General features: G+C 54.1%; 19 protein-coding genes. 5 read left to right on the top strand and 14 right to left on the bottom strand.

The features are described 5' to 3' along the window. Positions 1-20: 20 nt before the first annotated feature. From OSH03_RS12925 to OSH03_RS12905, 5 genes are all read right to left on the bottom strand, one after another. Positions 21-575 (bottom strand): fimbrial protein, encoded by a 555-nt coding sequence (locus OSH03_RS12925; RefSeq protein ID WP_414671414.1) that lies wholly within the window; start codon positions 573-575, stop codon positions 21-23. Positions 576-599: 24 nt separating this feature from the next. After that, positions 600-1,169, bottom strand: coding sequence for a fimbrial protein (locus tag OSH03_RS12920; RefSeq protein ID WP_266179246.1), 570 nt, complete (start codon positions 1,167-1,169; stop codon positions 600-602). 25 nt (positions 1,170-1,194) lie between these two features. Further along, positions 1,195-3,789 carry an outer membrane usher protein gene (locus tag OSH03_RS12915; RefSeq protein WP_253540743.1) on the bottom strand — a complete coding sequence of 865 codons (2,595 nt, stop codon included), beginning with the start codon at positions 3,787-3,789 and terminating at the stop codon, positions 1,195-1,197. A gap of 47 nt (positions 3,790-3,836) precedes the next feature. Continuing rightward, positions 3,837-4,556, bottom strand: coding sequence for a fimbrial chaperone (locus tag OSH03_RS12910; protein ID WP_253540746.1), 720 nt, complete (start codon positions 4,554-4,556; stop codon positions 3,837-3,839). Between the two features lie 68 nt (positions 4,557-4,624). After that, positions 4,625-5,209, bottom strand: coding sequence for a fimbrial protein (locus OSH03_RS12905; protein WP_266179245.1), 585 nt, complete (start codon positions 5,207-5,209; stop codon positions 4,625-4,627). A 239-nt stretch (positions 5,210-5,448) separates the two neighbouring features. Between OSH03_RS12905 and OSH03_RS12900 the strand changes: the two genes are divergently transcribed. Further along, a complete protein-coding gene (locus OSH03_RS12900) occupies positions 5,449-5,601 on the top strand; it encodes a hypothetical protein (protein ID WP_266179244.1) in 153 nt (50 codons plus the stop codon). Positions 5,602-5,701: 100 nt separating this feature from the next. Here OSH03_RS12900 and panD read toward each other — a convergent pair whose 3' ends face one another. The 9 genes from panD to thpR form a co-directional block, all read right to left on the bottom strand. Beyond that, complete coding sequence (gene panD / locus OSH03_RS12895; protein WP_006810068.1) at positions 5,702-6,082, bottom strand: aspartate 1-decarboxylase; 381 nt, start codon at positions 6,080-6,082, stop codon at positions 5,702-5,704. A gap of 32 nt (positions 6,083-6,114) precedes the next feature. Then, a complete protein-coding gene (gene panC, locus OSH03_RS12890) occupies positions 6,115-6,966 on the bottom strand; it encodes a pantoate--beta-alanine ligase (protein WP_266179243.1) in 852 nt (283 codons plus the stop codon). An 11-nt stretch (positions 6,967-6,977) separates the two neighbouring features. Then, a complete protein-coding gene (gene panB, locus OSH03_RS12885; RefSeq protein ID WP_061099192.1) occupies positions 6,978-7,769 on the bottom strand; it encodes a 3-methyl-2-oxobutanoate hydroxymethyltransferase in 792 nt (263 codons plus the stop codon). A 123-nt stretch (positions 7,770-7,892) separates the two neighbouring features. Next, positions 7,893-8,372, bottom strand: coding sequence for a 2-amino-4-hydroxy-6-hydroxymethyldihydropteridine diphosphokinase (gene folK, locus OSH03_RS12880; RefSeq protein WP_266179242.1), 480 nt, complete (start codon positions 8,370-8,372; stop codon positions 7,893-7,895). Continuing rightward, positions 8,369-9,766, bottom strand: coding sequence for a polynucleotide adenylyltransferase PcnB (gene pcnB / locus OSH03_RS12875; RefSeq protein ID WP_028015552.1), 1,398 nt, complete (start codon positions 9,764-9,766; stop codon positions 8,369-8,371). The genes folK and pcnB overlap by 4 nt, the downstream gene beginning before the upstream one ends. A 42-nt stretch (positions 9,767-9,808) precedes the next feature. After that, on the bottom strand, positions 9,809-10,699 hold the full coding sequence (gene gluQRS, locus OSH03_RS12870; RefSeq protein ID WP_266179241.1) for a tRNA glutamyl-Q(34) synthetase GluQRS: 891 nt from the start codon (positions 10,697-10,699) through the stop codon (positions 9,809-9,811). A gap of 59 nt (positions 10,700-10,758) precedes the next feature. Next, positions 10,759-11,214 carry an RNA polymerase-binding protein DksA gene (gene dksA, locus OSH03_RS12865; RefSeq protein ID WP_013095632.1) on the bottom strand — a complete coding sequence of 152 codons (456 nt, stop codon included), beginning with the start codon at positions 11,212-11,214 and terminating at the stop codon, positions 10,759-10,761. A gap of 176 nt (positions 11,215-11,390) precedes the next feature. Next, positions 11,391-12,095, bottom strand: coding sequence for a DNA/RNA nuclease SfsA (sfsA, locus tag OSH03_RS12860; RefSeq protein ID WP_151413515.1), 705 nt, complete (start codon positions 12,093-12,095; stop codon positions 11,391-11,393). Next, positions 12,085-12,639, bottom strand: coding sequence for an RNA 2',3'-cyclic phosphodiesterase (gene thpR / locus OSH03_RS12855; RefSeq protein WP_266179240.1), 555 nt, complete (start codon positions 12,637-12,639; stop codon positions 12,085-12,087). Before thpR ends, sfsA begins: the two co-directional genes overlap by 11 nt. A gap of 74 nt (positions 12,640-12,713) precedes the next feature. On the opposite strand from thpR, the gene hrpB reads away from it, so the two are divergent. From hrpB to OSH03_RS12835, 4 genes are all read left to right on the top strand, one after another. Further along, positions 12,714-15,143, top strand: coding sequence for an ATP-dependent helicase HrpB (gene hrpB, locus OSH03_RS12850; protein ID WP_266179239.1), 2,430 nt, complete (start codon positions 12,714-12,716; stop codon positions 15,141-15,143). Between the two features lie 192 nt (positions 15,144-15,335). After that, positions 15,336-17,861 carry a bifunctional glycosyl transferase/transpeptidase gene (mrcB, locus tag OSH03_RS12845; protein WP_061099185.1) on the top strand — a complete coding sequence of 842 codons (2,526 nt, stop codon included), beginning with the start codon at positions 15,336-15,338 and terminating at the stop codon, positions 17,859-17,861. 298 nt (positions 17,862-18,159) lie between these two features. Further along, a complete protein-coding gene (locus OSH03_RS12840; protein WP_266179238.1) occupies positions 18,160-18,768 on the top strand; it encodes a fimbrial protein in 609 nt (202 codons plus the stop codon). 43 nt (positions 18,769-18,811) lie between these two features. After that, positions 18,812-19,525 carry a fimbrial biogenesis chaperone gene (locus OSH03_RS12835; RefSeq protein WP_151413517.1) on the top strand — a complete coding sequence of 238 codons (714 nt, stop codon included), beginning with the start codon at positions 18,812-18,814 and terminating at the stop codon, positions 19,523-19,525. Positions 19,526-19,543: the final 18 nt, after the last annotated feature.

The following is a 19,543-nucleotide window of genomic DNA, read 5'->3' as shown; positions in this document are numbered from 1 at the left end:
GGCTGCCCCGTCTACATTACTTACTGATAAGTTACAACAAAGGTGACTGGTGCACTGACGTTACCTGTCGTGACATTGCTGATGGTCTTTCCTTTCGCAATGACAATACGGGCAGCTAAGTCCATCGTTCCTGTGCCACTGCTGATGGTGACGTTTTGCTTCGAGGTTGTTTTACAGCTTAAGAGCGTGCCGCTGCCTGCTGTTCCTTTCCAGACCTCAAATGCCGCTGCATTGCCTGCATCGAAAGAGTCGCCATCTTTTGCATCGCCAGAACAGTTACCGCCCGTCCCTTTTGTTGTCTCTACTGAAGCAGATTTAACGCCAGCGCAGCCGCTAAAGGCAATTTTGAAAGGTTCACTGCGACTTTGCGCCGTCAGGTCAGATTTATACACGTCGCCAAAAGCCAGCGTGCTGATCGCGGTGCCGGCAGCGTTTTGTACCTGCGCCGTACATGTGCCAACTTCTACCGTTGAGGTAAACGTTCCTGATACGCTTGTGGTGCCGGTAATGGCGCTGGCCGCGCTGGTAAACATGCCGGCAGAAACAGCCAGAGCAATCAATGTGGAGGATGTCATTTTCATTAGTGCGTTTCCTTCCGCTTATTCGTAGACAAAGTTAAAAGTTGCCGTGGCGCTAAAATTACCCGCTGTTGCTTTCCCTGCCTGGGTTTCGACTATGCGAGCAATAAGAGGAACCTCTTTGCTGCTAATTTCTGAAGTTGTCCAGACCAGACGTTTTGTATCGTCAGTCGAGTTAATTACAAAAGGCGCATCCGGTGCTGAGACACGAGCAATACTGACGCCCAGATAATCTGATGGAGAAGATGATGCGGCGTTGATTATGACGGTATCGACATAACCCGATGCAGTGCCTGTGATTGTCGTTTTTAGCGCAGCAAGGCTGCTCGGGCACTCAGTAATTTTCAGCTTGAACTGGGTGCTGGCAGCATCTGAGCCACTCATAATATCACCCAGGTTGGTTTTCCCGCCCGTACCGATTGGAATAGTATTGTTGGTGCCATTACCCGTACCCCCTTCGATTTTCATGTCACAGGTGGTTTCACGCAGTGAGGCTGTGAAGCTGACGTCAAGATCGACAGCCTGCGCTGGCGACTGCAATGTCATGATCAGCAATGCGCTGAGCGGTGCGAGTGATAAAACTTTCTTCATTAAAATAACTCCCTGTATAAAAAAATTACATTTGGCATGTTTGATTGTTAAGCAGCGTGGTCAGCCCGACTTTCTGAGCGGATGGCGTAATGTGATAATTAACGGTGCATGAGCTGCCTGCCTCACTCCCCCAAACCACACGCAATTTACCGCTCTCCTCTACACCACGGACATAGGCCTGACCTGCCTGACCGACGGAGCCAACAGATTCACCTTTTTCGTTAAGCACATCTGCTCCGAGTGGAATAAAGCTGTTATCTGAACGATGCAGTTCGAGCAGCAGTGAACGACCCTGATCGGTCTCAAAATCGACGCGAAGAATGGCCCCGCTACGAGGCACAGCCACCGTACTGGTACTTTTGACTTCAACGTCCGCGTCCATTTCTGAAATATCAATACCCACCGTGTTTTCACGGTATGCGGTGAGATAAGGCATGATGGCATAGCCAGAACTACCGATGACGCCATCACCAATGCTGAGATGCGCGCCCTTGGCGCCCGGTGCGTTTACCAGCGCCAACGTATCCGTATCGCCAATACTGCCTGGCGCAAGCGTAATGCCGCCGGAGTGGACCAGCATGCCGCCGCTGTAGCTCAATGAATACTGGCGACTGTTGTCATCGCTCGCTGATGCTGAAAGGCTCAACGGCCCATACTGGCTGTTGTAGCTGCCGTAACCGCCAATTTGATTCAGGTCTCCGCTGTCAGAGTGGTTAGTGCTGGCGTTCACGCTGTAGTTAAAGCGATAGTCTTCTGAGTTGCCGTTTGCACTGGTATTGAATGTCGTGCTGTCTTTAAAGTCAGAGTTCACGCTCATATTGACGCTTGAGAAGCCACCCGGGTGTTTGTTATTACCCAGCAGATTCTCCAGCGGGATGTTCAGGCTTAAATAAAGGCTGTCATCCTTCTCGCCGTATTCGTCATAGCTTCGCTGCAGTGAGATACTGTAACTACCTAGCCAGAACGAGTTGTTGTAGCCCATGGAATACTGTGATGTTGAGCTCGACTCCGTCCAGTAATCCTGCCAGCTTCCGTTAACGTACAGAGAGCCGTAATCATCCTTACCGACGGTAAGCGGCTGACTTACGTTAACCTGAACCTGGTTTTTCATACGCTGGAAACGGTTATAGACGTCTTCACTCGTGTGATCTGGGTTACGTGAGGTATCCCGGTATTTAATATCCTCTGAAAGAGAGGCTGCGTCGTTCAGCGTCAGGTAATCTTCCGTCGAGAAGCGATAGGCCGCGACGTTGAATGAGGTGTTGGTATCACTCAGTAACTTACTCCAGGAAAGACGATAACTTTGCCCGGTCAGTCTTCCCACTCCGTCTACATCGGCATCAGAATGGGTGACGTCAAGTGCAAACGCACCTATTCCCGTGTTCATGGCAATACCCAGCAGGCCAGATAAATAATCTGTGTCCATATACTGCATCCCGGCGTAGCCGGTGAAGGTATTGCTCAGGCCATAATAGCCAGTAAGATAAGCAACGCGTGGTTTGTCTTTCAGACCATTGTCATTAAGCTCGCCAGCGCCAATGTCCCAACGTCCATAGCCGGGGCGCAGCATTTGGCTCACCGAAGAGTAAGGCACAGAGAAATTACGCTGGCTACCATCAGACTCTTCGATGGTGACGATCAGATCGCTGCCGTAACCGGTGGTGCTGAGGTCGTCGATCTCAAATGCGCCAGGCGGTACGGTACTTTCATAAATCTTGTTGCCATTTTGGGATATGGTCACTTTTGCGTTAGTTTTTGCAACGCCGCGGATGGTTGGGGCATAGGTCGAGACACCGCCTGGCAGCATACGGTCGTCGTTGTACATACGCACACCACGCAGGTTGATGGCGTTAAATGTGTCGCCACGGGTATAGGAATCCCCTAACAACAGCTGAGCGCGCAGAGCAGTAACATCACGCTGAAGGTAGGCTTCCTGGCTGCTATAGTCAGTGCCTTCATCCTCAGACCAGTTGAGGGTGCCGCGAGAGCGTAAACGCCATGGCCCCATATTCAGCCCATACTTCAGGCCCGCATAGGCAGTATCTTCTGAACCGTAGGCACTATCTGAATGCCACGCGTTAAGATCATAAGAAAGTATGCCCGCGGTGATACCATCCTCCCAAAGAGAAGGATCAACATAACCACCCGGGTGGCGCTCAACATAAATCTGAGGCACGCTAAGGCTCAGCTCCTGCGTGCTCGCATCGAAGTCCCATGAAGAACCAGACAGTTGGTCATTGAGTGATACGCAGATTTCATGGCCATCTTCTTCTTTGCTAAGGGCGTCTTTTAAAGGCTCAGCTTTGATGCCAACTTGCAGCAAAATTTTAGGCGTAAAGCAAGGTGTGGCACGTGTTGTACCATTTTCTTTAAAGGTAAAATCCGTCAACAGTTTCTTCTGGCCGTTAAGCAATATCTGCGTTTTAAAGGTGCCAGGCACCACGGGGTTCCCGCGAGAAAAGCGGCTTACGTCGATATTCGTCCCTGTGTTAAACAGAAACTGATCGTTGAATTCAACCTCTTCATTAGAAGAGGTTGAAGCTGAAGCATCGGCAGCCAGGGCCGATGTTTGCAAGGCTGCGCAAATGGCAAGGCAAAGAAAAGATGGGCGAAGAAACATTGCTATCACTAGTCCGTTAGCTGCGAAAGTTGGTTGCTGTTATTTATTTAATTTATTTGCGCTTCATGCGGCTCTGAACCACCAAAGTCATTGATTGTGTTGTACATGACTTTGGAAATACGTGCGCTTGCAGCTTCTTTTACCTGATAGGTCTGGCTGTCAAATGGCGCAATATAATGAGGTTCAATATTAATTTTTTTACCGCCGACGGTGGCCTCTAATTTCGCTAATGACACGTAATAAGGCGAATCATTACGGGCAATTAACGACGCATTACTTTGTGTCCATTTCAGCTGGCCAGCAGCAATAGAGGCATCTCCGGTCAGACCTTTAGGACGGAAGAACATTTTTATGCGGGTACGGAATGCCAGCTGCAATAAGTTTTGCGCATCACCGCCTTTCGCTTTTGGTGGAATTTCAAGCACGTTGAACCAGTAAAGGGATTCTCTGTCTTTCGGCATAGGTTGGCCCAGCCAGGTAATACGAACCGTCTGGCCTTTTGCCGCGTCAACGCGTGAAACAGGTGGTGTTACAATAAAAGGAAGTTTTAATTCTTGCGGGTTAACTTCGTCACGGCCATCATCAAGCCAGGTCTGTACCAGCAGGGGTTTGTTACCCCTGTTTTCCATTTTTACCGTCACATCTTTTGCGGTCTCAGGGTAAATAACCCGAGTGCCAGAAATAACGATATCCGCTAAAGCGGAATAAGAAAAACAGCAAGTGGTGCTCAATAACAGAGCAGCAAGAGTTTTTTTAAACGGGCGCATAATATTCATCCTTAAACAAAAAATGCGCCCACCTCATCCGTGAGCGCATGTATTAATTAATCAATTGATTATTTGTAGCTCATGGTGAAGGTAACGTTGCTGCTGACCTTACCAGAAGAAACATCATTGGTGCCTTTCACCCAGTCAGCGCTTGGAACGTACGCAACGCGGTAAGCCAGGGTGCCTTCGCCTGAAGTCAGAGTAGCTTCCTGAGTGTCGTTACCTGGCTGGCCGATCAGAACGCGATCGGAGCTTGCAGAAGTGTTGTTATAGAGCGCCAGGCTAACGTTGTCAGCGTGACCCGCTACAGTTGGGTCAGCTTTCAGAGTACCGTTGGTCAGTTCAGCGAACTGCTGAGAGGAGAAGGTCGCCGTCGCTTTGGTCAGGGTATCCGGGCACTCGCTCAGGTGAAGTTCGAACTCTTTAGAACCAACACCTTTATCAACAGTGGTGCCTTCAACATCAGATACTTTTACAACTGGCAGGGTAACGGTAACGTTGTTTGCTTCTACGCCGTTATTGGTAGTAACAACGCAGGTGGTATCCGTTACTGCGCCATCAAAGGTGATCAGGCCAACATCCGCAGCCATTACTGATACAGAACCCATTGCCATTACAGCTACAGCAGTAGCCAGAATAGTTTTCTTAAACATATCTATAACATCCATTTATTCGTTATTAGAAAAAAGCTTAATTTTTCGCGCTTAGAGATAAAGCGAGGTGAATATAATATTCTTTTTAGGCAAAATATATTAAGAAGTGCTTGAATGATTTTGTAGTTTAACTGAAGTTATTTTTGATGATGTTGAAGATAATTAGTCTTGCGGAAAATCTCTTTAATATCAGCTAGTAATTTCGTGCGATGTTCGATTTGCCTGAAGGAAGTGTGGTTTTGTTAGTAAACATTACGCAAGAAATAATTGTGAGTGAAGCGATATTTGCTCATGAATTTTTATGCGTATTTTATTTTGATGTATTTGGTGAGGATATGATTCACGTTGGAAAAAAGCAAGATAAGGGGTTGTTTAATACGGGAAGCGAATGATTAATAGAGGTATGTTTCTGAATGTAAGTTAAATTAATGTGGGAGGGGTATAATTCATGTGAATTGTTGGGCTGAATAAATTATCCAGCCCAATAGAGATTCAGGCTACCTGAACAGGAATCGCCTTCGCAGTGCGCTTCATGTCGTTGTCGCCTTCAAAATAGGCCACTTTTGGCTGCCAGCGACGCGCTTCTTCGTCAGACATCATCACGAAGCTGGCGATGATCACGATATCACCCACGTCCGCACAGTGCGCCGCCGCGCCGTTAACGGAGATGATTTTGGACCCGCGCTCGGCGGCGATGGCGTAGGTAGAGAAGCGTTTGCCGTTGTTCACGTTCCAGATATCAATCGCTTCGTTTTCAAGAATACCCGCCGCGTCGAGGAAATCCTGGTCAATGGCGCAGGAGCCTTCATAGTGCAGGTCGGCCTGGGTGACTTTCACACGGTGAAGCTTACCTTGCAGCATTTTGCGAATCATTACGTTTACCTTTAATTATCCAGGGTGAAGAACTACGCCAGCTCAACCACTTTATTGTCGATAAGGCGTGCCTGGCCGAGCCATGCCGCCACCAGAATTACCGCGCGTTTGCTGGTCTGCGTCAGTTCAAGCAGGGTATCAGCGTCGCGGATTTGAATGTCGTCAGCGCGGAAGCCTTTGTCGTTCAGCGCCTGCTCTGCAAGGGCGACGATCTCTTCTGCTGCCAGCTCTTTCGCCAGCAGCTGTTCCGCCATGGCGTTCATGACCTTGCTTAAGCCCGGCGCGATCTTGCGCTGGTCAGCGGTCAGGTAGCCGTTGCGGGAGCTGAGCGCCAGACCGTCTTTCGCACGCACAATCGGTACGCCGACGATCTCAATATCGTATCCCATATCGGCAACCATCTTGCGGATCAGCGCCAGCTGCTGGAAATCTTTCTCACCGAAGCAGGCAACGTCCGGCTGCACCAGGTTAAACAGCTTGCTGACGATGGTGGAGACGCCGCGGAAGTGGCCCGGACGGCTTGCTCCTTCCAGCATGGTAGAAATGCCGGGGACATCAACGTACGTCGCTTCGTCGGTGCCCTGCGGGTAGATATCCGCCGGGGCCGGTGAGAAGACGATGTCCGCGTGGCGCTTTTTAAGCTTCTCGCAATCTTCCTGCAGGGTGCGCGGATAGCGCGCCAGATCGTCGGCGCGGTCAAACTGCATAGGGTTAACGAAGATACTGACCACCACGATATCTGCGCGGGCTTTTGCTTCGTCCACCAGCTTCATATGGCCGTCATGCAGGTTACCCATGGTCGGGACCAGTGCGATACGTTTACCTTCCTGACGCGCGCGACGAATATGCTGGCGAAGCAGCGGCAGGGTTTCAATGATTAGCACAACGAGACTCCTTAATGGAAACTGTGTTCTTCACCCGGGTAAACACCGGATTCAACGTCGGCAATATACTGCCTGACCGCAGCGCGCATGTCGCCCGCTTCAGTGAGGAAATTTTTGGCAAATTTCGGGATATGCCCGCCGGTAATACCAAAGGCGTCGTGCATCACCAGAATCTGCCCGTCAGTGACATTGCCGGCGCCAATACCAATCACCGGAATGGAGAGCGCGTCGGTGATGCGTTTCGCCAGCTCAACCGGCACGCACTCCAGCACCAGCAGCTGTGCGCCGGCGGCTTCCAGCGCCAGGGCATCCTCAAACAGCGTCTGCGCTGCGTCGCCGCGGCCCTGCACCTTATACCCGCCAAAGATGTTGACGGACTGCGGGGTCAGGCCCAAATGACCGCACACCGGCACGGCGCGCTCGGTGAGCATTTTCACCGTCTCCACCAGCCAGGCGCCGCCCTCAATTTTGACCATGTTAGCGCCCGCGCGCATCACCGCCGCCGCATTTTCAAATGCCTGCTCTGGCGTGGCGTAGGCCATAAACGGCAGGTCGGAAAGCAGAAGGCAGGTCGGCGCACCGCGGCGCACCGCACGGGTGTGATATGCAATATCTTCGACCGTGACCGGCAGGGTGGAATCATGTCCTTGTACCGTCATCCCTAACGAATCTCCGACCAGCATGACGTTGATACCCTCTTCAGCAAACAGTTTTGCGAAGCTGTAGTCATACGCGGTGATGGTGGCGAAGCGTTTTTTTTCCTGTTTGCATTTCTGCAGTAAGGAGATGGTGGTTGGTTTCATACTGTTTCCTGATAGCCCAAAAGCGAATCTTTGCGCATTCTAACAGTAACATTCGAGGGAACAATGATTTTAGGCAACCGATTAACCACAATTATTCTGAGGTCAACCGGTGAGGGAAGAGGCTCACCAGCGAGCGGGTCTTTCCGCGCCGAGGTTGTCCAGAACGGCCTTGAGCGGGATGCCTTCCGGGAAAGTAAGATCGGGTGCCACTTCAAAGAGCGGCCAGAGCATAAAACCACGGTTTTTCATGTCGTAATGCGGTACGGTGAGGCGTTCAGTGTTAATCACCTCATGGCCGAACAGCATAATATCAAGATCAAGCGTGCGAGGTCCCCAGCGTTCGGCTTTGCGAACCCGCCCCTGCTGCAGTTCGATGCGCTGAGTGTTGTCCAGCAGCGTGTCGGCATCGAGGGACGTTTCCAGCACCACGGCGGCGTTCAGATAATCAGGCTGATCCTGCGGGCCGAGCGGCGGCGTGCGGTAAAACGAGGATACCGCCACGATCCGGCTTTGCGGGATCTCGCCCAGCGCCTGTACGGCAGCGTTAACCTGCTCCAGCGGAGAGGCTAAATTGCTGCCGATGGCGATATACGCGAGTGTCATGCCGTACCTTCACGACGCGGCGCGCGTTTGCGCGGACGACGATGACGGCGACGCGGGGCTGGCTCTTCATCCAGCCCGGTCAGCATATCTTTTTGCTCCGGCGGGGCGGAAACCTGGAATTCAGCCCACCACTGCGCCAGGCGCTGCAGCTCCTGATTGCGTTCAGTTTCCGCACGCAGCGACAGCAGGTCGAAGGCGGCGCGGAACTTTGGATGCTCCATCAGCTTCCAGGCGCGTTTGCCCTGGCGGCGGGACATGCGCAGCTGAAGCTGCCAGATGTCGCGCACCAGCGTGGTAATACGTTTCGGGATTGCCAGCGTGCGGCACCCTTCGTCCAGCACGTCGTTCGCGGCCAGCGCAAAGGCATCGTAATAGGCGAGGCCGCTCTCCTGGGTGATTCTTTGAGCCGTTTCCAGCAGCGGGTACCAGAACATCGCCGCAAACAGGAACGCCGGGTTCACGCGCATATCGTTATGGATGCGGGTGTCGGTATTTTTCAGCACCTGCGCAATCATGCGCTCCATTGGGCTGTCACCGTTTTCGGTGAAGTACCGGGTAATGGTCGGGAACAGCGGCTGGAACAGGTTGTATTCGCGCAGCAGATTGTAGGTTTCAAACCCGTAGCCGGCCTGCAGCAGCTTCAGCGCCTCTTCAAACAGGCGGGCAGGTGGCACGTCGTTAATCAGCGTCGCCAGACGCGGGATCGGCTCTGCGGTCTCCGGGCTGATGCGCATGTTCAGCTTGGCGGCAAAACGCACGGCGCGCAGCATGCGCACCGGATCTTCGCGATAGCGCGTTTCCGGCGTGCCGATCAGGCGGATCAGACCCTCTTTCAGGTCCTGCATGCCGCCGACGTAATCGCGCACGGTGAAATCCGCCACGCTGTAATAAAGGCTGTTGATGGTGAAGTCGCGGCGTTGGGCATCTTCTTCGATAGAGCCGAAGATATTGTCGCGCAGCAGCATGCCGTTCTGGCCGCGCTGTGACGTGGTGCGATCGGATGCGCCCGCTTCGTGGTGGCCGCGGAAGGTCGCCACTTCGATGATTTCCGGCCCAAACATCACGTGAGCCAGACGGAAACGGCGGCCAACGAGACGGCAGTTACGGAATAATTTACGCACCTGCTCGGGCGTGGCGCTGGTCGTCACGTCGAAATCTTTCGGTTTTTTGCCCAGCAGTAAATCACGCACCCCACCGCCAACGAGATAGGCCTCGTAGCCCGCTTTATTCAGACGATAGAGCACCTTGAGGGCATTTTCACTGATATCTTTGCGGGAAATATTGTGCTGCTCACGCGGAATAACCGACATGTGTGGCTGTGCAATAGCGTCGTTCGCCATGCTCTCTTCGCGGCTTAGCACTTTACGGCAAAAATTAGCGACTCGGGTAAAAATGGTACACCTCGTAGTGTGTTTTGTTATGAAAAAAGCGGCTAATCATAGCTCAGCGCAACGCATTTGAGAATGCTGGATTTTTGGCACTGCCGCGAGCGTCCAGTTGGCAACGGCCATTTTCAGCAGTTCGTCAATGCGCAGATCCTGCCATTCGTTGGTTACATTCTGGTTGAGAAATCGCAGCGCGTCGATCAAAACAGGACGCGGATCGCCGTCTGGCAGGGCCGGGGCGTGGTTCTGCTTGGAGAGCTTAACGCCCTGCGCATTGACCGCCAGCGGCAGATGAATGTAATCCGGCGCCGTCCAGCCAAACTGATGATAAAGCGAGATTTGCCGTACGGTCGGTTCGACCAGGTCCGCCCCGCGCACAATTTCCGTGACGCCCTGGAAACGATCGTCAACGACCACCGCCAGGTTATACGCAAACAGACCATCACGACGATGAATAATAAAATCTTCACATGCCAGACGTTTTTCCGCCTGAATCTCACCGCAGAGCCGATCGTGGAAGCGGGTGACTGGCGCACGCTGTAGCAAGCGTACGGCGGCATTTTCTGGGGGAAGATTCAGCGTGCGGCAGTGGCCGTCATAAACTCCTCCCACGCCCTGAATACGCGCGCGGGTACAGGTGCAGTTATAAGAGAGCCCCTGAGCGCTGAGCCAGGCCAGGCGTTCCCGATAGGCTTCATGACGCTGTGACTGCCACAGAACGTCGCCGTCCCAGTGAAGACCGTAATGTTCCAGCTGACGCAGAATGGTGTCTGCAGCACCGGGAACTTCACGCGGAGGGTCAATATCTTCGATGCGGACGAGCCATTTGCCCTGACTGGCGCGAGCCTGCAGGTAGCTGCCGAGCGCGGCAATTAATGAGCCGAAGTGTAATTCACCGGAAGGAGATGGCGCGAAGCGCCCAATATAGTGTGATTCAGACATATCAACAGTAACAAGGCGGGAGAGACTCCCGCCTTTGGAGTGTATAAACAGCGCTGGCGTTAGCCGGCCATCTGTTTTTCGCGGATTTCGGCCAGCGTTTTACAGTCGATGCACAGATCGGCGGTTGGACGCGCTTCCAGGCGACGAATACCGATTTCAACACCGCAGGATTCGCAGTAGCCAAAATCTTCGTCTTCGACTTTTTTCAGCGTTTTCTCGATCTTTTTGATCAGTTTGCGTTCGCGGTCACGGTTACGCAGTTCGAGGCTGAACTCTTCTTCCTGAGCGGCACGGTCTACCGGATCCGGGAAGTTAGCAGCTTCATCCTGCATATGCGAAACGGTGCGATCCACTTCATCCCTGAGTTGATTACGCCATGCTTCAAGAATACGCTTGAAGTGCGACAGCTGGGCTTCGTTCATATACTCTTCGCCCGGCTTCTCTTGATACGGCTCCACCCCAGCGATGGCGAGAATACTCAGGGACGATGTTTTACGGTTTTGCCCTTCTTGCATGTTGCTTCTCCTTAACACGCACTATCGATCCCCGTGTTGGGGGAAAAATCAGGTCGCTATAAATAGCAGATGCTTTTCCGTATGGCAATTATCTAAACGTAACACTTGACAAGCCTGTGAGGAAAAGCGTATTTGCGCACGCGGCCAGAACACTTATTCATCAATCGTCTAATCCCTTATAAGACAATGGGAAGAGACGATCTCAGAGTCATATTATCGGCAGAAAGTTCCGCTTTATAAGCTAAAACCTCTACCCCCTGCTTTTGTGCCTCATTCAACAGTTGTGCGTATTTAGGATCGATATGGCGGGCAGGGGAAAACCGTTCAATCGCTGTATGCAACACCGCAAACAGCAATACGGCGCGTTTGCCCGCCGCCGCAACACTCATTAGCTCTCGCAGATGCTTCTGCCCGCGTAGCGTTACCGCATCCGGAAAGAAGCCATTTTCCTGTTCCGCTAACGTCACTGATTTTACTTCAATATAGCACTCAGGCCGGTCTTCCGCCTGTAACATGAAGTCAATTCTGCTGCCTTCATCGCCATATTTCACTTCTGTTTTATGCGTACCGTAACCCACCAGTTCGGGAATGGTGCCATTAGTCAGCGCTTCCTTAACCAGCTGATTTGCACGCAGGGTATTAACACAAATAAACGCCCCGTTTTGCGTTTCGGTTATTTCCCAGGTATGGGGATATTTGCGTTTAGTATTTTCTGAAGTGGAATACCAGACCGTGTCACCCGGCGCGGCGCATCCGGTCATTGCGCCGGTGTTGGGGCAGTGCAGGGTAAGCTCTTCGCCTTCCGGCGTCACCACGTCCGCGAGGAAGCGTTTGTAGCGTTGGATCAGCGTGGCGGACTGGAGTGCAGGACTAAACTTCATCAGAGTTCCTTGTGGTGTCGCCCAGCGTCCAGCGCTGTAGAGGCTTGTAGCGGGTGCGTCCCTGTGCAAAGACGGATTCATAAAGCGCGAATTCATTTACCGGAAAAGCCCAGCGAAAGCCCGGTGGCGGAATGGCAACGGCCTGACCGGCATCGCGCAGCAACGTGATGTGCGGATGAAACGGCTGCGGGCTTTGGTAACAGCCGCTGCGCGCTGCCTGCGCGCGAAGCATATTGGCGAGCTGTAACAACCCGCGCGGCGGCTGGCGCGTGCCCAGCCAGACGACGCGCGAACGCAGCCACTGACCCGCGTCGTCGAGATGCAGCGTGAACGGTGGCTGAGAAATTCGCCCGGCCATGGCGGCTAACGCCCGCTGTTTTTCGGCGCTCACGTCACCCAAAAAGGCCAGCGTCAGGTGCAGGTTTGCCGCCGCAACGGGCCGGCCCGCTTCCGGCGGAAAATGTTCCGCGCGCCAGCGAACGATTTGCCGCTGTAGGGTAGTGGGCAATTCAATGGCAAAAAACAGCCGTTTCGACTCAGACATACGGGGGGACTCGGTAATGATATGCGCCGATGCTACAATGTACGCCGACTAATGTTAACCCTCTGGAGCTGTTAGTGTCCTCATTGCCGGTCGCCGTCGTCCTTCCTGAGCTTCTCGCTGCCTTACAACATGCCCCGCAGGTTTTGCTTAACGCGCCTACGGGGGCGGGTAAATCTACCTGGCTGCCGTTGCAGATCCTCAAAGAGGGGAAGATTGCCGGAAAAATCATCCTGCTGGAGCCGCGCAGGCTGGCCGCGCGCAACGTAGCGCAGCGCCTGGCGGAACTGCTGAATGAAAAACCGGGTGAAACGGTAGGCTACCGGATGCGCGCCGAAACCTGCGTCGGCCCGTCCACGCGTCTTGAGGTGGTCACCGAGGGCATTCTCACCCGCATGCTGCAAAACGACCCGGAGCTGAACGGCGTCGGGCTGGTGATCCTGGATGAATTCCACGAGCGCAGCCTGCAGGCCGATCTGGCCCTCGCGCTGTTGCTCGACGTTCAGCAGGGGCTGCGCGACGATCTGCGGCTGCTGATTATGTCGGCGACGCTGGATAACGAGCGGCTACGACAGGTATTACCCGATGCGCCGGTCATCAGCTCAGAAGGGCGGGCATTTCCTGTTGAGCGGCGCTATCAGCCGCTTCCTGCTCATCAGCGCTTTGACGAAGCGGTGGCTGTTGCCACTGCTGACCTTCTTCGCCAGGAGCCCGGTTCGCTGCTGCTGTTTTTGCCCGGCGTGGGGGAGATTCAGCGCGTGCAGGAGCGGCTGGCCTCCAGGGTGGGCAGTGACGTACTGCTTTGCCCGCTCTATGGCGCCCTGCCGTTGACCGAGCAGCGTAAAGCCATCCTTCCCGCCCCGGCGGGGCAGCGTAAAGTGGTGCTGGCAACCAACATTGCCGAAACCAGTTTGACCATCGAAGGCATTCGCCTGGTGGTGGATAGCGCGCAGGAGAGGGTGGCGAGCTTTGATCCGCGCACCGGGCTGACGAAACTGCTGACGCAGCGCATCAGCCAGGCGTCAATGGTGCAGCGCGCGGGCCGTGCGGGGCGTCTTGAGCCGGGAATTTGCCTGCATTTGACCAGCGCGGAGCAGGCTGAACGCGCGGCACAGCAAAGCACGCCGGAGATTTTACAAAGCGATCTCTCCGGGCTGGTGATGGATCTCCTGCAGTGGGGCTGCCCGAACCCTGAACAGCTCACCTGGCTTAATCCGCCACCAGTCGTGAATCTCGCCGCCGCGCGCAGCCTGCTAACCCAGCTTGGCGCGCTGGAAGATGAACGTCTGACGGCGCGCGGTCAGAAAATGGCGGCGCTGGGCAACGATCCGCGTCTGGCGGCGATGCTGGTTGCCGCGCAGGGCGAAGATGAAACTGCCACGGCGGCGAAACTGGCGGCTATTCTTGAGGAGCCGCCGCGTGGAGGCAGCAGCGATCTGGGGCAGGCGTTTTCGCGCAATCAGGGAAACTGGCAGCAGCGGGCGCAGCAGCTGTGCAAACGCCTGAACTGCCGGGGCGGTTCACCCGACGGCGATAAGATTGCCTCCCTGCTGGCGCTGGCCTTCCCGGACAGGATTGCGCGCCGCCGCGGGCTGGATGGTCGCTACCAGCTGGCAAACGGCATGGGGGCGATGCTGGACAGCGATGATGCCCTGACGCGGCATGAATGGCTGATCGCGCCGCTCCTGCTGCAGGGCAGCCAGTCTCCTGATGCCCGTATTTTACAGGCGATTGCCGTGGACATAGATGTCCTGACGCGTACCTGCCCGCAGCTGCTCCAGCAATCGGACATCGTGGAATGGGATGAGGCCCAGGGGACGCTAAAGGCGTTTCGCCGTAGCCAGATTGGCAAACTGATCCTCGGGACGAAACCGCTGGCGAAGCCGTCGGAAGAAGAGTTACACCAGGCAATGCTGAACGGCATCCGGGAAAAAGGGCTGGGCGTGCTGAACTGGACGCCGGAGGCCGAACAGTATCGCATTCGTCTGCACTGCGCCGCGCGTTGGCTGCCGGAGTACGGCTGGCCAGCGGTGGATGATGAGACGCTGCTGGCCACGCTGGAGCACTGGTTATTGCCACAAATGAGCGGCGTGCACTCTCTGCGCGCCCTTAAGGCGCTTGATGTTAAGACCGCGTTACAGAATTTACTGGACTGGTCATTACGTCAACGTCTGGATAGTGAGCTTCCTGGGCATTACACTGTGCCCACCGGGAGCCGGATTGCCATTCGTTATCATGAGGATAATCCTCCGGTGCTGGCGGTTCGGATGCAGGAGATGTTTGGTGAGGCAACCACGCCGTCTATTGCGGAAGGGCGGATGCCGTTGGTGCTTGAGCTGCTCTCGCCTGCGCATCGCCCGTTGCAGATCACCCGCGATCTGGGGGCGTTCTGGGCGGGAAGCTACCGTGAAGTGCAGAAAGAGATGAAAGGGCGCTACCCCAAACACGTCTGGCCGGACGATCCGGCGAATACGGCGCCAACGCGGCGCACGAAGAAGTATTCGTGAAAGGGGAGTGCGGCTAGATGAGTGCGGTCTGATGCCCTCACCCCGGCCCTCTCCCACGGGGAGAGGGAGAAAACACTAAAGACTTTCCTGACAGGAAAGTCTTGCTGTTTATTTTGAGAGATTTCTTCTTTCACAGGCCTGTGGAAGAAAAGAAAATCTGGCCTTTGCGCCTGAAAGTTGCGGAGAAAAAGCATGGCGGGGAATGACCGCGAGCCAATAGGACGTAAGGGAAAGCCCGCGCGTCCGGCGAAAGAAAAGGTAAGCCGTCGTCGCCTCAGAGATGAGGACTATGACGATGACTATGAAGACGATTATGAGGATGAAGAACCGATGCCGCGTAAAGGAAAAGGCAAAGGGCGTAAGCCTCGGGGCAAGCGCGGCTGGTTCTGGCTGCTGCTGAAGCTGTTTATTGTTTTTGTCGTGCTGATCGCGATCTACGGCGTTTATCTGGACCAAAAGATCCGCAGCCGTATTGACGGCAAAGTCTGGCAGCTGCCTGCGGCGGTCTATGGCCGTATGGTGAACCTTGAGCCGGATATGTCCATCAGCAAGAACGAGATGGTGAAGCTGCTGCAGGCTACGCAGTATCGTCAGGTCACGAAGATGACGCGTCCTGGTGAATTTACGGTGCAGGCGAAAAGCATTGAGATGATCCGTCGTCCGTTTGACTTCCCGGACAGCAAAGAGGGGCAGGTGCGCGCGCGTCTGACCTTTGACGGCGATCGGCTGGAAACCATCGAGAACATGGACAATAACCGCCAGTTCGGTTTCTTCCGTCTCGATCCGCGCCTGATCACTATGCTGTCGTCGGCGAACGGCGAACAGCGTCTGTTCGTCGCCCGCAACGGCTTCCCGGACCTGCTGGTGGATACCCTGCTGGCAACCGAAGACCGCCACTTCTACGAGCATGATGGCATCAGCCTCTACTCCATCGGCCGTGCGGTACTGGCGAACCTGACTGCGGGCCGTACCGTGCAGGGGGCAAGTACGCTGACCCAGCAGCTGGTGAAGAACCTGTTCCTCTCCAGCGAGCGTTCTTACTGGCGTAAAGCCAACGAAGCATACATGGCCGTGCTGATGGACGCGCGCTACAGCAAGGATCGTATCCTTGAGCTGTACATGAACGAGGTGTACCTCGGCCAGAGCGGCGATAACGAAATCCGTGGCTTCCCGCTGGCGAGCCTGTACTACTTTGGCCGTCCGGTGGAAGAGCTCAGCCTTGACCAGCAGGCGCTGCTGGTGGGCATGGTGAAAGGGGCGTCGATTTACAACCCGTGGCGCAACCCGAAACTGGCGCTGGAGCGTCGTAACCTGGTGCTGCGTCTGCTGCAACAGCAGCAGGTGATTGACCAGGAACTGTACGACATGCTGAGCGCACGTCCGCTGGGCGTGCAGCCGCGCGGTGGAGTGATCTCACCGCAGCCTGCCTTCATGCAGATGGTGCGTCAGGAGCTGCAAAGCAAGCTCGGGGATAAGGTCAAAGATCTCTCCGGCGTGAAGATCTTCACCACCTTTGACTCGGTAGCCCAGGACGCAGCAGAAAAAGCGGCAGTTGAAGGGATCCCGGCGCTGAAGAAACAGCGCAAGCTGAGCGATCTGGAAACCGCGATGGTGGTGGTTGACCGTAACACCGGCGAAGTGCGCGCGATGGTGGGCGGCGCCGAGCCGCAGTATGCGGGCTACAACCGTGCAATGCAGGCGCGTCGTTCGATTGGTTCTCTGGCAAAACCGGCGACCTATCTCACCGCGCTGAGCCAGCCGAATCTGTATCGACTGAACACCTGGATTGCCGATGCGCCAATCTCCCTGCGTCAGCCTAACGGCCAGGTCTGGTCACCGCAGAACGATGATAAACAGTTCAGCGGTCAGGTGATGCTGGTGGATGCGTTAACCCGCTCCATGAACGTACCCACGGTTAACCTCGGTATGGCGCTGGGTCTGCCGGCCATTGTCGACACCTGGCAGAAGCTGGGCGTACCAAAAGATCAGCTGCACCCTGTTCCGGCGATGATTCTGGGGGCGCTTAACCTGACGCCGATCGAAGTGGCGCAGGCATTCCAGACCATTGCCAGCGGCGGGAACCGCGCACCGCTCTCTGCCCTGCGTTCGGTGATTGCCGAAGATGGCTCCGTGCTGTATCAGAGCTTCCCGCAGGCTGAACGTGCCGTTCCTGCGCAGGCGGCCTATATGACGCTGTGGACGATGCAGCAGGTTGTGCAGCGCGGCACCGGTCGCCAGCTGGGGGCGAAGTATCCAGGTCTGCATCTGGCGGGTAAAACCGGGACCACCAACAACAACGTCGATACATGGTTTGCCGGTATTGATGGCCGTGAAGTGGTGATCACCTGGGTAGGCCGTGACAACAACCAGCCGACCAAACTGTACGGGGCGAGCGGGGCGATGTCGATTTACCAGCGCTACCTGGCGAACCAGTCTCCTGTGCCGCTGAATCTGGTCGCGCCGGAAGATATCGTCGATATGGGCGTGGATGGTTCCGGTAACTTTGTCTGCGGCGGCGGGATGCGTACCCTGCCGGTCTGGACGACCAACCCGGACTCACTGTGCCAGCAGAGCCAGCCTGAACAGCCAACGGGTAACCCGTTCGATCAATCTTCTCAGCCGCAGCAGCCGCAGCAACAACCGGCCCAGCAGCAGAACGAGAAGAAAGACAGCGATGGCGTCGCCGGCTGGATCAAGGACATGTTTGGCGGGAACTAATTAATTTCCTGAATAAAAAAGCCGCTTTATATTTAAGCGGCTTTTTTTTGCCTTTTACACTTTGTAATTTATTAAAAAAATTAAATCTCAAATTAAGAATTTTTAAGTTTATCTATTTTTCATTTAAAACATGCGCTTGGAATGAATAGTGTATCACGAGTCATTGCCCTCTCTGGACATAATGAAGAAAAATCTGATGTAATCTCCTCAAGAAATTCACGGGTTCAAAGAATATTTCTTTCGAGCCAATGGCGTAACATGTTGGATAACATTCTGACGCAAAATATTTGTAGCGAGAATGGATGCCTCTATCATCAAATATAAGGATATTATTATGAATAAGTACGTTGTTTCTTCGTTATTAGCCGGAAGCATTATGGCCGCGCTGTCTCTGCCTGTATTTGCATCCAATGATTCCGGTACGGTGAATTTCGCCGGGAAAATTGTTGCCGATACCTGCGAAATTAACGTTGATGGCACAGGGACTAACTCTTCTACCGTCACTTTCGCAGATACCTATCCTTCGGATTTTGGCGCTGACGGTACGGTTGGCACCTCAAAAGCCTTTAAGATTGAAGTGAAAAAATGTGACCCGCTGGTCGCTAAACTCAACCTCAAGTTCAGCGGCACGACAACAGACGCCGCGAACAAGCGCTTGAAGAACGATCTGACTGGCGCAGGCAATGCGACCAACGTGGGTATTATCGTCAGCAATGATAACGGCTCAAAAGGCGATGTTATTTTCGATGGTTCAATACCGGATGCGGGTACCGATGTGAATAACGACGCGACCGGGGCAACGGCTTCTGTCTTTAACTACACCGCGAAAGTGATTCAGGTAGGTGATACCGCGCCAACCGCGGGCCATTACTCCTCCTCTGCAACATTCGAGGTTGTCTATCGCTAAGCAATGACTGGCAGCCTGAACGGCTGCCTTTTTGGAACATTGTATGAAGACTTTATTTAAATTGTTATGTGGTTGTTTAATTATTTCCTGCTGCTCAGTACAGGCAAGCGTTGTTCTCGGTGGTACGCGAATTATTTATCCATCGAATAAATCAGAAGTTCAGATAGCACTTAAAAATAAAGATCCGCATACACGTTATCTGGTGCAAAGCTGGGTCAGTTATCCCAACGATGCAAAAGCGCCATTCATTATTACGCCTCCTGTTTACAAATTGCAGGAAAATCGTCAAACCCTTTTGCACGTTATTTTTACCGGCGATAAAAAAAGTCTGCCAGCGGACCGCGAATCTCTATTTTTAGCAAACGTTAAATCCGTTTCGGCACTTTCGCCTGAGCTGAAAGAGAAAAATACGCTGCAGTTTGCGATGAAAACGCGCCTCAAACTTTTCTGGCGTCCCGCTCAGCTGAAAGAAACCGATGCGCTGAGCGCTTACGAAAAAATCACCTTCCATCGCCAGGGTGACACGCTGATCGCAAACAACCCGACGCCGTTTTATGTCTCGTTTGGCGAGCTGGCCGTTGGAGGGAAAAGTGTGCCGGTGAAAGAGACCAAAACCACGCCAGGCGCCATTTCAATGATGGTGGCACCGTTCAGCGAGCAGCGTTTCGCGTTATCTGCATCAGCTAAGGGCGCGGTGACCTGGACGGCAATCAATGATTTCGGTGGACAAACCCCGCAGCGCAAGCAGGCTCTTTAAATAATCATGTTGGTATTT

This window comes from Enterobacter nematophilus (assembly GCF_026344075.1).
GTDB lineage: Bacteria > Pseudomonadota > Gammaproteobacteria > Enterobacterales > Enterobacteriaceae > Enterobacter > Enterobacter nematophilus.
Note: the sequence above shows the minus strand (reverse complement) of the source record. Positions and strands in the feature narration are given on the sequence as shown.